This is a genomic window from Nostoc sp. DSM 114159 (assembly GCF_053470285.1).
The window spans coordinates 3,924,118-3,937,496 of record NZ_JBPFEH010000001.1 but is presented as its reverse complement, the minus strand read 5'-3'; the positions used below and the strand labels follow the sequence as shown (position 1 = coordinate 3,937,496).

Sequence of the window (13,379 nt, the reverse complement as noted above, 5' to 3'; positions counted from 1 at the left end):
AGTCCAAACCTAAGAGTACTAAAAACGCAGTTTTTGTGAAAAGCTGCGTTTATAATATTTATTAAAATCGCTCTGACAGATTATTAAAAGACAGATGTGGATGTAGTTGTCATATTCACTCTAGGCTCTTCACGCACATGTCGTCCTGTAACTACCATCTTCACCCCATTCGCAGGCGCAAGTGCAAAACCTCGACGTTGAGGATGCTCTGGCCGCTTACCAGCTAGAGCAAGTTGATAGCCTGACAGTACTTTTGCTAATACTAGCTTCATTTCAAACACAGCCAAAGCTTCACCCATACAGCGACGAACTCCACCACCAAAGGGCAAAAATTCATAGGCAGAAAATTCGTGTTCTAGAAAGCGTTCTGGTTTAAATTGCTGAGGCTGCGGATATAAATCCTCGCGCTGATGAGCCAGGTAAATACTGGGAACCAGTAATGTTCCAGAAGCTAAAGGATGTCCTAGTAGTTCACAGGATTCTTGGACTATCCTGGGGAACGCGAACATTGCAATCGGGTAAATTCGCAAAGTTTCATTACAAACAGCCGTGAGATAAGGCAGTTGGAAAATGCTCATGGGATCTGGCGAATCACCGAGGGAATCAAGTTCTTGAAGCAATTTCTCTCGGACTTTCGGTAAATGATGAATCCAATACAATCCCCAAGCCATTGCTGTTGCCACTGTTTCGTGTCCTGCTACCATCAGTGTCATCAAATCATCACGCAACTCTTGATCTGTCATCGGATTACCCTCTTCATCCCGCGCTAACATCAGCAAGGATAAAATATCGATGCGATCTGGATTGGGTTCTTCCCGGCGTTGGGCAATTTCAGCGTAAAGCAATTCATAAATTTGTTGCCGTTGACGCAGAAACCATCCCCAAGGACTCCAAGCTCCTAAATCTTGTTGCAGGAAGGGGAAAAAAAGGAAGCTAGAAGTAAAGGGTGAGCTAAAGAGATCCAAAAGCAACGCCATTAAGCGTTTGATTTTGTCGTAACGTCCTCCCTTATGCAAGCCAAAGACAGCTTGTAAAATGATTTGCAGAGAAATTTCCTGCATTGCAGTACGAGCTAAGAAGGGCTGATTTAGCGGTAACTGGCTAAAGACTTGTTCGGTGAGATTAGAAATCAAAGAGCCGTAGGCTCGCATTCTGTCGCCATGAAAGGAAGGCATTGTGAGTTTTCGCCGCCGTTTATGGCGTTCACCGTTCAGCATCAGGAGTGAATATTCCCCGGCTAAGGGTTCAAATATTCTGTTCACTTTACCAACGAATAGAAACTTCTTCCGATCGTTAGTGAAAATTTCTTTAATTGCTTGAGGATGGTTCACGAAAACCACGGTCTCCCCAAAACCAATTACCTCAGCAGTAAAAATGTCAGGATATTGCTGAACTGCATTTTCCATAAAACTAACAGGGTCTGCAACCCACTGGATTTTCTGGAGCAAAGGGGGAGTTTTTAGTGGATTAGGTAGTTGCATTTGATTTTTCATACTGAAATTGCGTTATTTTTGTATTGTTAGTTATGGGGTAACATTGATTAACTTTGAAGCAGTAAAATTCTAGATGCTCCGAACACCTTTAAAAAAATCGTTGGAAGCATCGTGAAAAATATTCTCTGAGATATTATATTTTTCCTTATGATGGTAGTAAAACTTTCATGTTTGAAAGTACTTGGGTATTGCTTTGAGATTTATCTAGCTCTAAAGTTTCTACTAACTCCAGTCTTTCTATAGTTTGATAGCGATCGGAATTAAAGTACCAATCTAGATTGCCGCGTATCCAGGCATACATTCCTGATATATACTTTGCAAGTTCAGCATCTACTTCTTCTCCAAAAGATGGCAGACATGCTTCTAATTCGAGCAGTTCTCGTACTTCTCGATCGTGGATATCGATTGCACGCTTAATCGCTATTTCTAGAGGTAGTTGCTGTTGATAGTGCAATACTAATACTAGATTGTGAACATCACCACTTGCCATTTCTCTAGAATACGAGAAGATATCATTACACCAGGCAAGAATATTAATTGTCTTCTCCTTGAGTTTTTTAAAGATGTTGTGCTGTCGTAAAATATCAGGAATCAGCAATTGCTCGCAAAATTCAATCAATACTACGGTAAGGTCCCCCGCCGAACTTAAGTTTCGTATTCTGATATAAGTATCAATATCCGGTATTATTTCCTGTGCGCGATTACTTGCTTCCTGTACACATCCGGCGAAGTATTCCTCAAAGCTAAAAACAAAGTGATGGAACCATTTTATGCTCCCTATTTGGAGCATCCGTTGTCGTAGGTCACTTAAAGCATAGCTAAGGTGTATATCGTTGCTTGTAAGTTCTGCTCCATTTAGTACTTCAATAAATCTTTGGTGAAAAAGCTTAAGTGCTTCAGGTTGTTGGCCTAAATCTGACATATCACATTGGTCATCCCAAATAAACAGCCAACTGAACAAGTCACTAGCAATCTTTATTTTTTCCAGATTGCAGTAAGGATAAGCACCTGCTACGAGCTTGAAAAAATTTGACTTGGTGAAACGTCGATAAACTGATTCATTTGCCAGTAGGTTAAAGCGAGTTACCCATTCAAGAGCATACTCTTCTAAAACATCAATATGCTTATTGATATGGAATGAAAATGGACAGTATAAATCGGAGGAAAGTAGTTCCTTCATGGCAATTATTAGTTAGAAGTTCAGAAGTCCTGAACATGAATTACAGAAGAAAAAATCAATAGACTTATAAAAAGCCTATGACAAATTTTTGAAAAGAACTTGCTGTAACACCACATATTCTACAGTGTGTAAATTATATTTACGTCTTACGTCACTGCTAGTGGCATGTAAATCTATGTGAATAGTTGTAAACTTAACTAGTTATGTTTTTTAAAAAACATAGTTGTAACTATAGCGTAATTATATGTAATTCTATTTTTTGTAAAAAAAAGTTACATATAAAAATACTCATGATAGACACTATTAACTAAATGAAACAATTAACTTACAGCATTAACAATCTTTTTCTGAGCTAGAAATGCACTAATTTGGTAAAAAGACAAGGGTAATAATAACTAATTTATGAATCACGATCTTCAGAAAGGAAGATACTTATCTCTACTGAAATTAAGATTGGTGGTTAATATTTCTTATGTAGCGATCGCCCCAACGCAAAGCTATAGGCAATTTAGCCTGAAAATGTTGCTGTTATCAGAGTTTTTGGGAACTATAGGGTTGTCAGACGATACATTGGCAGCCTGTCTACCAAGAAAATAGAGGGGAATTAGCTGCGATCGCAAGGCAAAAGGCAATAACTAACAATGAATAAAATTAATTTAAATATATGAATGAAAAACCAGATATGAAAATGCTTTATACCCCAGAAGATAGTTTAATCTTAGTGGTAGATGATACTACTACTAATTTAGAAATTGTCTTTGATATATTAACTAATGTAGGCTTTAAAGTGATCGCGGAAAATGATGGAGAAAGAGCACTGAAGCAGGTTGAGTATCAACTTCCTGACTTAATTTTATTAGATGTGATGATGCCAGGAATAGATGGATTTGAAACTTGTAAAAGACTGAAAGCAAATTCAGCTACTTGTGATATACCTGTAATTTTTATGACAGCAAATTCTGATACTCATAGTAAGGTAAAGGGTCTAAATATAGGAGCAGTTGATTATATCACAAAACCCTTTCATCAAGAAGAGTTATTAGCTAGAATTAAAACCCATCTTCAATTACGAAATCTTACAAAAACTTTAGAAAAACGAGTTTTAGAAAGGACATCAGCGTTATCTAGGGCATTAAAAGACCTACAAGAGTCTCAACTTCAGCTTGTACAGACGGAAAAAATGTCTGCTCTTGGTCAATTAGTAGCAGGAGTTGCTCATGAAATTAATAATCCAGTTGGTTTTATTCATGGCAATCTTGGACACGCTTCAGTATATTTCCAAAACATGATTAACATTATTGACCTTTATCAGGAGCACTATCCTAATCCAGTTCTAGAAATTCAAGAGGAAATTGCAGCCATAGATTTGAAGTATATACTTGCCGATCTACCTAATTTAATTTCCTCAATGAAAGAGGGAGTTCAGCGCATTCGCAACATTAGTACCAGCTTGAGAACCTTTTCTCGAGCAGATAGCGATCGCAAAGTGTATTGCAACATTCATGATGGTATAGACAGTACAATTATGATTCTCAAACACCGTTTAAAAGCATCCGAAGATCGACCCGATATTCAAGTAATTAGAGATTACGATATATTGCCAGAATTAGAATGTTTTATCGGGCAACTCAATCAAGTATTTATGAATTTATTAGCAAATGCTATTGATGCTTTAGAGGAGTCTAATGTAGGACTTACCTATATGGAGATTGAAGCAAATCCTAATCAAATTTTGATTCAAACTACTCTTACTGAAGATAAAAATTATATCTTGATTAGGATTAAAGATAATGGCGTGGGAATGTCGGCTGATGTCCAAAAAAAAATCTTTGACTATTTATTCACTACTAAGCCAGTCGGTCAAGGTACAGGATTAGGCTTATCAATTGCTCGTCAGATTGTTGTCGAAAAACATGGAGGAACTCTAGAGGTAAATTCATCAATAGGGCAAGGTTCAGAATTTATCATTAAACTTCCCATTTAATAATTATAGTAAGTTACGTTTATTAACATAATAAATAAATTTATGTTCAAGGCAGTAGTAGACCACAGTAACGATCCAGATTCTCTTGCAGCAGTTGAAGAAGTTTTTCAGCAATGTGCCAGTTCTCTTGCAAAAGATATACCAAAAGCTGGGATTATTTTCGCTGGCTAACCTTTTAAGACTCGATCTAATTCCCCACTCTTGAAGGAGGGTTAGAAAAAATAATGAGGAGTTAACCTAAAAGAGACTATGCAAAACCGTAAACTGTCATAACGATAAGAGGATGTCTGAGAAGTATTAAATATTTCTCTTGATCCCCCCTAGCCCCCCTTTTAAAGGCAGGGCTGTTTCGTTCCCTAAAAAGCGCTGGTTTACAAGCGTTTCAAACAAAAAAATCAGGTGACTAAAAAATCTGATTGTGCAAGAAAATGGTGTTAGCACTTAAATTTCCCGATTGAATTGGTAGTTTTTGTTTTTCCCACTCAAGTAAATTTCTGACTAATACTCTTAGACATTATACCTAAGAGATCGAATGAAACAGCCCTGCCTTTTAAAGGGGGGAAAGCTTCTTAAAGTCCCCCTTTTTAAGGGGGATTTAGGGGGATCTATAGGTCTCAAATACTACACCAAAAAGTTTTCAGACATCCTCTAAGACTCAGAATTTCTTATGAACATTTTTCTCATTAGAACCAAACACCAAACATTAAATTCTCAGAATAAAAAGATTAAGTAGTTACTTTATAGAAATTTTGGGGAACTCTATAAGTGTACTTCCAAGATTGTATTCTCAAAATTTATGATCGATGTACCCAAGGACTCAATAGCTACGCTTAATCTTTCTTTAGAACGCGACATATTTTTACGTACACTAATCAGAGAATTATCTGGTACTTTGCAGGATGTAGTCGGTTTAGAAGAAGCTTCGGGATTTATTAGCGTTGTTGGTGAAAGGATGGGAAGGCAGATTAACCAAGATTATAAATCTGCCCTGGAAATCTCTAACCTTTCTCGTAGGCAGGTAGCTGATGTATTGATTGATTTAAAAAAACGAATCCAGGGCGATTTTTATGTTATTGAGCAGAATGATGAAAAAATTGTCTTTGGCAACCGTGTTTGCCCATTTGGCGACAAAGTACTTAATCGCCCTGCCATGTGTATGATGACTTCAAACGTGTTTGGAACGATCGCAGCTAATAATCTCGGATATGCAAAAGTAGAATTGCAAGAAACAATAGCAGAAGGTAATTCTGGATGTAAAGTTATTGTTTATTTAAAACTTACAGAAGAAGCAGAAGATGCAGAAGGTCGAGAATACTTTAGGGGACTAGAATCTGTGTAAATCCTTCACTATCAAACAAAGTAACTCCAGGATTAAGCTTAGTGCAGATATGTAAAGTAGAGTCAAACCTAAAAGTTAAAGCCCCATGACTCCTGAACAATTTATTGAATTTGCCAGAGTTTTACCAGAACCTTTACTTCTGGTAAGTGCAGAGGGTCAGTTGTTAGCGACGAATCAACCAGTAGCAGATATGCTGGGGTTACGCCGTCAAGAACTGCGGGGAAGAATGCTCTTTGAACTAGTAACTGAGTCTAGCAACGATATTGTAAAGTATTTACAAGCTTGTTCAAGTAGTAGGGCAATGGTGATTGGCTCTTTGACTTTACGAATGAATGATGGACAAACCTTAATATGTCGTAGTCAAGGAGCAGTTATTCAACCTTGGTCTCCTGAATCTTCAGCTTTAATTCTCTTACGGTTGGAAAATAGAGTTTTAGCCAGTAGTAATTTCGTTCTGTTGAACGAAAAAATTGATGAGTTAGCCAAAGAAGTTCAGAGACGAAAACAAGCAGAGGAAGCGCTCAAGAAAGTGAATCAAGAGCTAGAAATTCGGGTCGAGGAACGTACAACTGCTTTACAAGACACATTAAATGAACTACAACTTACGCAAACTCAGCTTATCCAAGCTGAGAAAATGTCTAGTTTAGGCCAGATGGTCGCTGGTATTGCTCATGAAATTAATAACCCCGTGAGTTTTATTTATGGGAACCTCCACCACGCTCATAAATACACTCAGGATTTATTGAAATTAATCGAAGCTTATCAACAAGCTTTTCCAAATACTCTTCCAGAAATCCAACAGCAAGTAGAAGAAATAGACTTAGATTTTTTGATTCAAGATATAACCAAACTCTTCCAATCCATGAAAGTGGGAGCAGAACGTATTCAGGAAATTGTTAAATCACTACGTAATTTTTCCAGGCTGGATGAAGCAGAACTTAAGCAAGTCAATATCCATGAAGGAATTGATAGTACTTTGATGATTTTGGAGCATCGCCTGCAAGCTAGGCATGAGTATCCAGAAATCAAAGTCATCAAAAAATATAGTCAACTACCGAATGTAACTTGCTATCCTGGTCAACTCAATCAAGTGTTTATGAATATTCTTGCTAATGCAATCGATGCACTGGAAGCATCAGCGCTCAACAGTCAGTATTCAGAAGTAAATACACAAAAAACTGAAAGTCAAAAACTGATAAATAATAATCCCCAAATTAAAATTAAAACTGAGCTAATCGATGACAAATGGATAGAAGTTAGTATTGCTGATAATGGTTTGGGGATAAATGAACAAGTTCGCTCAAAGCTATTCGATCCGTTTTTTACCACTAAAACTGTGGGTAAAGGTACTGGACTAGGGCTATATATCAGCTATCAAATTATAGTTGAAAAACATAACGGGCAACTTAACTGTTTTTCTGTTCCGGGAAAAGGTGCAGAATTTGTAATTAAAATACCTATTCAATCAGCCTCATAAAATTTCAGTTTAAAGATATAACAACGCCTGTCTGCTCATTAGCAAACAGGCGTGTCTTTGATTACAAAATCTGGTTGAGATTCAGTTATATCTTGGCAGTAGAATCAACAAAGGATTCAGACTGACTAACCGAATCTAACTTTGGTAAAAGCAGTGGATTTTCTGCTTTTACATTAGTGTTGATTGTTGCTTGCAAAAATGGGGTATGGGAGATGGAATTGTTAGCCAATGTAAACAGTGGATTTGACAAAATCCCTGCTATGGAAGTGGCAATTAATGTTACCACCAACCCGACCTGCAAAGGTCTTAGCCCAGGCAAATCCCAACGCACTTGTGGATAATTCTTCACCGCGTCGGACATTTCATGGGGTTCTTTAACTACCATCATCTTAACTACGCGAATGTAATAGTAGATGGAGACGACGGTGGTAACTAAGCCCAGCAAAACTAACCAATAAAGTCCTGCTTGCCAACCAGCCCAGAATAAGTAAATCTTGCCGAAAAACCCAGCCAATGGTGGAATACCACCCAAGGAAAGCAGGGAGATACTCAACCCCAGTGTTAGGAGTGGGTCTTTTTGATATAAGCCAGAGTATTCGGCAATCTGGTCAGTTCCCGTCCGCAGTGAGAATAGGATGATGCAGGTAAAACCACACAGATTCATGAACAGGTAAACCAGTAAGTAAAATATCATACTGGCATAGCCTGCCTGTGTACCAGCAATCAAGCCAATCATCACAAACCCAGCTTGAGCAATGGATGAATAAGCTAGCATCCGTTTCATGCTGGTTTGGGCTAGGGCGACTACGTTACCCAAAATCATGCTCAGAACGGCAAGAGCTGTGAAGACAAACCTCCACTCGTCAGCAACAAGGGGGAAGGCTGTTGTTAACAAGCGGATGGCTAAGGCAAAACCAGCTGCTTTGGAACCAACAGATAAAAAGGCGATGACTGGGGTGGGAGCGCCTTCGTAAACGTCTGGTGTCCACTGGTGGAAGGGTGCAGCGGAGATTTTAAAGCCAATACCCGCGATCGCAAAAACCAGGGCAATCACTAAACCTAAAGATTGTCCCACTTTTGCTGTGGCAATGCCATTAGCGATCGCACTTAGTTCAGTTTGTCCTCCAGATAGTCCATACAGCAGGGATACACCGTACAAAAATATTGCTGTACTGGAAGCTCCAATTAACAAGTATTTCAGCGCCGCTTCGTTGGAGCGGGGGTCACGCTTGGTATAACCTGTTAACAGGTAAGACGAGATACTCAGGGTTTCTAGGGAGATGAAAATCATTACCAACTCACTAGCCCCGGATAAAAACATCCCTCCTAAAGTAGCACTCAGCAAAATAGCGATGAATTCGGCTAAAGCCGTGCCGCTCTGCTCAACGTAGCGAATTGACATTAGTATAGTCACAATCGCAGACAAGGCAATAATACCGCGAAAGACAATACTCAGGTCGTCACCATTAAAGCCACCGCTAAAAGAGATGGGATTAAGAGAGTCCCATTGAAAATATAGGGCGATAATCGAAGCAAATAAACCTGCGATCGTTAGATATCCAATCCAGCGTCCAGATGTACGCCCCAAAATCAAATCAACAATCAAAACCCCCAAGAGGGTGAGAATAACAATTCCCTCTGGTAAAATCGTTCCAGCGTTTAGCTGGGATGCAATATTAGCAAAATCCATGAGATGTATAGGTTTTGGCGATTAGACATTAAGGCTAACTCTGTTCACTCTAGCAAGTTTTCTAATCCCCGGACTAGCTCTTTTAACAAGAGCTTAACAGCTTGGATGCAGATGGCGATTGCACCAACCTTAATACTTTACCAGCAGCTTTCTCAGTATCCAGGGATTCACTTAACAACTTTCCTACTTCGTTTTTCAGGTGTGACCAAATAATTTGTAATTCGTAATACTCGCCTTCATCCGAGAAGCAAGCTACGTCATTCGTAATTAAAAATGGTACAAGTTGTTACTGATAGGAATCAAGAATTACTTATTATCAATTACGAATTATTTTAATTTTTAGTGAATACCTTGATTACATAAATAATTATGTCGCAGTCAGGGCGATCGCGTAGCGTGCCGTAGGCTATCGCCACGGATAAAAAGCTCATAAAATTAATCAGGGCACAGCATTGCTGTGCCCCTACAATATTCATAACTCCTAAATTTATTAAAAATCGGCGGATGGCAGTTTGCCTTGTAAAGACTGAAATTTAGACTGAATACAGTTGGCACAATTGCAACTAACTCGATCGATAATCGGATTAGATGTTTGAGTCAACATTGGTATTACCAGATCGGGAATTTGTTGTGTAGATACAACCGTAACAATTTGTGTAGGGTATAGAGATTTCAGGTTGGATGCGTGTGCTGGATTGACTACCAGCAGCATAGATACCAGAAATGCGGGACAGGCAAGTAAAATCAGTTTGACAATTTTCATAAATCACACAAAGATAGCTTTGCTGATACAGCATAGCTAATAAATTGCCCAGCTTCAATTTTAATTACCAAGTATTGTTTAACTACGCCCAAATCCTTGACCCCGCAAAACCTTTGACCAAACGACTAGTTCGCCCTGCTCACCGCCTGCGGCTAGTAACTTGCCTTGGGGATGCCAAGCTAGGCTAGAAAATCCTGCTGAGACACCTGTGATAATTTGGGATACTTCCTTAGCTTTGTTCCACAAACATAACCAGCCGTCAGCAGCAGCAGAAGCGAGAAGGAAGCTTTTGGGTGCAAAAGCGATCGCATTAATTACACCCACATGATTAGTTAAAACTCGTGCTTCCCAACCTAAAGAATCATCCTCTAGCTTTTCCCACACCACAATACCTTCTACGCTAGAAGATGCCAATATTGGCGCACCCACTTTAGTCATAGCTTCTGACCATGCCAATTGGCGAATTTTACCGGGGAAGCCACGCATTACCCAAGGGTCGGGGTTGTTCCATTCTAAAACGGTGACACTACGATCCATGTTGCCAGAAGCCAGGTATTTGCCATCGGGCGACCAAGCCATCGCTAAACTGACAGTAGTCATATCTAAGCTGTATGGTTCTTCATCCCAGTTTTGACTGTGCCAAATTTTGACTCCCTTATAACCACTAATGGCTAAGTATTCTCCGTCAATGCGCCAATCTATACCCAATACTGAAGAGTTGTCGAAATTCAGTGTCACGACAATTTCACGAGTATCTGCATCCCAAACTTGGACGTAACGCCCCAAACTAAAAGCCAGTTGGTTGCTAGTGTAATTCCAAGCTAGTTTGTCAACCCATGCAGGGGCATTTTCTAATGTGGCGATTAATTCAGTGTCGCGCCAAATCTTCACCTGTCCATCTTGTCCGCCAACGGCTAAAAATTTTCCATCTGGCGAAAATGCTAGACAGTCTACTGATTTACCGTTACCAGTTTGTAGGGTTGTGAGTTCGCCATCATTCCATAGAACGACTTCGCCGGCGGCAGAAGTTGCTGCTAAAGTTTTACCTTGTGGCGACCAAGCGATCGCAGTTACATAATCTGAAAGTGTCCCCGAATAGTGTTGTTCAAATTCCTTAGATTTGGTTGTGGAGTTCATATTTTCTACAGAAGTTAGAAGTTAGGAGTTAGGAGTTAGGAGTTAGAAGTTAGGAGTTAGGAATTTTTAACTCATAACTCATCACTCATAACTCCTAACTTTTTTTATGCTAGACAGGCGAGAAAATCTTCCTTGAGTTTGGCTGCATCAAGATTGCGACCGATGAAAACTAGTTCATTTTTGTGGGTTTCGTTTGGTTTCCAAGGGCGATCGGGTTTGCCATCAAAGATCATGTGTACTCCTTGGAATACAAATCGATTATCTTCTCCAGCAATATTTAAAATGCCTTTCATCCGAAAGATATCTGGGCCTTGAGTACGCAGTAACTCGGAAAGCCAAGCGTTTAATTTTTCTCCATCAACTGCACCTGCTTCTACTAGAGCCACAGAATAAACAGTTTCATCGTGTACGTGGGCATCTTCGCCTAAGAAATCTGGATCGATTTCTAATGCGCGTTCTAAATCAAAGGCTTTTACACCTAACAAAGCATCCATTCCGAGTTCAGAATTTTGGGTACGGTAGATTTTTGCGATCGCATTCATTGCCCGAATCCGTTTTTCTAATTCATTCAACTCTTCTGGCGCTACCAAATCTGTTTTATTAAGTAAAATTACATCGGCAAAAGCAATCTGTTCTTGTGCTTCGTCTGCATCCCAATGCTGCCAAATATGTTTGGCATCGACCACTGTCACCACCGCATCTAAAGACAGTTGGCTTTGCAAATCTTCATCAACAAAAAAAGTCTGAATTACTGGTGCTGGATCGGCTAATCCAGTTGTTTCAATTACTAAATGGTCAAATTTATCGCGCCGCTTCATCAAATTGCCAATGATGCGAATTAAATCGCCGCGCACTGTACAACAGATACAGCCATTATTCATTTCAAAAATTTCTTCATCTGCATCGATAATCAATTGATTATCAATACCCACTTCCCCAAATTCATTAACAATCACAGCAACTTTTTTGCCGTGTTCGTAGGTGAGGATGTGATTGAGTAGAGTCGTTTTACCTGCTCCCAAATAGCCTGTAAGAACAGTAACGGGAACTGAATTGTTGATTACGTCAGCCACCATACTCTAAATTCCCCTTATCTCACCTTATGGATAATCATTATCGCCTATGATAAATCTTTTTATATTTTTCTGCGAACTTGCTATTATTTTGGGCTTCAGAAAAATAATTACATAATTTAATCAAGAAATATTTTATTTTTATCCATCTATAATATGGCGATTCTCATTTGAATAATTAGGGGCGCACATCTGTACGCCCCTAAAATGGGATCTATGTTCATCTCTGGTTAATTATTTCTGAGATAACAAAAAATCTTGAACTGCTTCTAAAACAACTGCTGGGTATTCTTCATGCAGTCCCAAAGAACCGGGAATGACAACGCTTTTCACTCCTGGTAAGGCTACCAAAGCGTTCATTTCTTCTCGTGATTTTGGGGGGCTAGATTCCCCAATTACTACCATCAAGGGTACGGTTAAAGACTGTACAATTTCTAAAAAATCAGATTGTTCGCGTACAGCATCGAGATTACCAGTTACAAAGGCAGCAGAAGCAAATCGCGCTCCTGGTTGTTGAGTGGTGTGCCACTTTTTCTCAATGAAACTGGGTGTAATTTTAGCCGCGTCAGTAAAGACATGACGGCGGTACATGAAACTTAAGAAAGATTGAGTAGTGTTGAGTTTGTAGAGAGCTTGACCAAGTATAGGCGATCGCACCAATTGTCTCACAACGCCAGCTATCTGTTGACTTGCCCCCATTGTTGGTAAAGGCCCACGCCAAGTAGGAGCCAACAATACAATTTTTGAGAAAGCAGCCTGCTTGACAGCTAATTGTAAAACGTATGTAGCAGCATGACCAGCCGCCACCACAGTAACAGGAGTATTAAAAACAGCTTTGACAAAATCTTCCAGAAATTGCTGATAAATTTCTGGTCGATAATTCAAACTAGGGCGAGAAGATTCACCAAATCCCGGCCAGTCTAAGGCTACAACTTGAAAATTGGGAGCTAGTAACTTGGCAAGTTCGCCGACTTCCAAACGCGTCGAAACACTGCTGAAAGCTGGTAGTAGCAATAGCGGTGAACCTTTCCCGAGGGTTTCATAAACAACGCGCAATTCCTGATTTTCCCAGTTCCAGAGATATTCTTGAACTACTCCACCAAAACCAGTAGCAGCAGAGGTAGATAATAGATTGGTTGACATGACACTAAATTTTGGTAGTTGTACCTTATTTGTCCTTTGTCATTTGTCCTTTGTCCTTTGTCCTTTGTCTTTTGTCCTTTGTTGATAACCAATAACTAAT

At 39.4% G+C, this 13,379-nt stretch carries 13 protein-coding genes; 5 read left to right on the top strand and 8 right to left on the bottom strand.

Annotated features, from left to right (window positions below; all coding sequences use genetic code 11):
* Nucleotides 1-83: 83 nt before the first annotated feature.
* Together ACR5KR_RS16380 and ACR5KR_RS16375 are read right to left on the bottom strand one after the other, a co-directional pair.
* Nucleotides 84-1,481 carry a cytochrome P450 gene (locus ACR5KR_RS16380; RefSeq protein ID WP_448270218.1) on the bottom strand — a complete coding sequence of 466 codons (1,398 nt, stop codon included), beginning with the start codon at nt 1,479-1,481 and terminating at the stop codon, nt 84-86.
* A gap of 157 nt (nt 1,482-1,638) precedes the next feature.
* Nucleotides 1,639-2,673: a terpene synthase family protein gene (locus ACR5KR_RS16375; protein ID WP_448267208.1), complete on the bottom strand. Its 1,035-nt coding sequence runs from the start codon at nt 2,671-2,673 to the stop codon at nt 1,639-1,641.
* Between the two features lie 402 nt (nt 2,674-3,075).
* Between ACR5KR_RS16375 and ACR5KR_RS16370 the strand changes: the two genes are divergently transcribed.
* From ACR5KR_RS16370 to ACR5KR_RS16350, 5 genes are all read left to right on the top strand, one after another.
* A complete protein-coding gene (locus ACR5KR_RS16370) occupies nt 3,076-3,270 on the top strand; it encodes a hypothetical protein (RefSeq protein ID WP_448267207.1) in 195 nt (64 codons plus the stop codon).
* Nucleotides 3,271-3,337: 67 nt separating this feature from the next.
* Nucleotides 3,338-4,657, top strand: a complete 1,320-nt coding sequence (locus ACR5KR_RS16365) for a hybrid sensor histidine kinase/response regulator (RefSeq protein ID WP_448267206.1) — start codon at nt 3,338-3,340, stop codon at nt 4,655-4,657.
* Nucleotides 4,658-4,699: 42 nt separating this feature from the next.
* On the top strand, nt 4,700-4,828 hold the full coding sequence (locus ACR5KR_RS16360; RefSeq protein WP_445631445.1) for a hypothetical protein: 129 nt from the start codon (nt 4,700-4,702) through the stop codon (nt 4,826-4,828).
* A gap of 625 nt (nt 4,829-5,453) precedes the next feature.
* Entirely contained in the window at nt 5,454-5,996 is a 543-nt protein-coding gene (locus tag ACR5KR_RS16355; protein ID WP_448267205.1) for a methanogen output domain 1-containing protein, read from the top strand.
* Nucleotides 5,997-6,081: 85 nt separating this feature from the next.
* A complete protein-coding gene (locus ACR5KR_RS16350) occupies nt 6,082-7,473 on the top strand; it encodes an ATP-binding protein (protein ID WP_448267204.1) in 1,392 nt (463 codons plus the stop codon).
* Nucleotides 7,474-7,558: 85 nt separating this feature from the next.
* Here ACR5KR_RS16350 and ACR5KR_RS16345 read toward each other — a convergent pair whose 3' ends face one another.
* From ACR5KR_RS16345 to ACR5KR_RS16320, 6 genes are all read right to left on the bottom strand, one after another.
* Nucleotides 7,559-9,163, bottom strand: coding sequence for an NAD(P)H-quinone oxidoreductase subunit N (locus ACR5KR_RS16345; protein ID WP_448267203.1), 1,605 nt, complete (start codon nt 9,161-9,163; stop codon nt 7,559-7,561).
* Nucleotides 9,164-9,495: 332 nt separating this feature from the next.
* Nucleotides 9,496-9,639 carry a hypothetical protein gene (locus ACR5KR_RS16340; RefSeq protein ID WP_448267202.1) on the bottom strand — a complete coding sequence of 48 codons (144 nt, stop codon included), beginning with the start codon at nt 9,637-9,639 and terminating at the stop codon, nt 9,496-9,498.
* 14 nt (nt 9,640-9,653) lie between these two features.
* A complete protein-coding gene (locus tag ACR5KR_RS16335) occupies nt 9,654-9,926 on the bottom strand; it encodes a hypothetical protein (protein ID WP_448267201.1) in 273 nt (90 codons plus the stop codon).
* 78 nt (nt 9,927-10,004) lie between these two features.
* Complete coding sequence (locus ACR5KR_RS16330; protein WP_448267200.1) at nt 10,005-11,063, bottom strand: WD40 repeat domain-containing protein; 1,059 nt, start codon at nt 11,061-11,063, stop codon at nt 10,005-10,007.
* 104 nt (nt 11,064-11,167) lie between these two features.
* Nucleotides 11,168-12,139 (bottom strand): CobW family GTP-binding protein, encoded by a 972-nt coding sequence (locus ACR5KR_RS16325; protein WP_448267199.1) that lies wholly within the window; start codon nt 12,137-12,139, stop codon nt 11,168-11,170.
* A 231-nt stretch (nt 12,140-12,370) separates the two neighbouring features.
* Complete coding sequence (locus ACR5KR_RS16320) at nt 12,371-13,279, bottom strand: alpha/beta fold hydrolase (protein ID WP_448267198.1); 909 nt, start codon at nt 13,277-13,279, stop codon at nt 12,371-12,373.
* Between the last annotated feature and the right edge of the window lie 100 nt (nt 13,280-13,379).

Coding starts and splice junctions, on each gene's coding strand:
- ACR5KR_RS16380 (WP_448270218.1), bottom strand. CDS start 1,481: ATGCAACTACCTAATCCACTAAAAACTCCCCCTTTGCTCCAGAAAATC.
- ACR5KR_RS16375 (WP_448267208.1), bottom strand. CDS start 2,673: ATGAAGGAACTACTTTCCTCCGATTTATACTGTCCATTTTCATTCCAT.
- ACR5KR_RS16370 (WP_448267207.1), top strand. CDS start 3,076: ATGAATCACGATCTTCAGAAAGGAAGATACTTATCTCTACTGAAATTA.
- ACR5KR_RS16365 (WP_448267206.1), top strand. CDS start 3,338: ATGAATGAAAAACCAGATATGAAAATGCTTTATACCCCAGAAGATAGT.
- ACR5KR_RS16360 (WP_445631445.1), top strand. CDS start 4,700: ATGTTCAAGGCAGTAGTAGACCACAGTAACGATCCAGATTCTCTTGCA.
- ACR5KR_RS16355 (WP_448267205.1), top strand. CDS start 5,454: ATGATCGATGTACCCAAGGACTCAATAGCTACGCTTAATCTTTCTTTA.
- ACR5KR_RS16350 (WP_448267204.1), top strand. CDS start 6,082: ATGACTCCTGAACAATTTATTGAATTTGCCAGAGTTTTACCAGAACCT.
- ACR5KR_RS16345 (WP_448267203.1), bottom strand. CDS start 9,163: ATGGATTTTGCTAATATTGCATCCCAGCTAAACGCTGGAACGATTTTA.
- ACR5KR_RS16340 (WP_448267202.1), bottom strand. CDS start 9,639: ATGAATATTGTAGGGGCACAGCAATGCTGTGCCCTGATTAATTTTATG.
- ACR5KR_RS16335 (WP_448267201.1), bottom strand. CDS start 9,926: ATGAAAATTGTCAAACTGATTTTACTTGCCTGTCCCGCATTTCTGGTA.
- ACR5KR_RS16330 (WP_448267200.1), bottom strand. CDS start 11,063: ATGAACTCCACAACCAAATCTAAGGAATTTGAACAACACTATTCGGGG.
- ACR5KR_RS16325 (WP_448267199.1), bottom strand. CDS start 12,139: ATGGTGGCTGACGTAATCAACAATTCAGTTCCCGTTACTGTTCTTACA.
- ACR5KR_RS16320 (WP_448267198.1), bottom strand. CDS start 13,279: ATGTCAACCAATCTATTATCTACCTCTGCTGCTACTGGTTTTGGTGGA.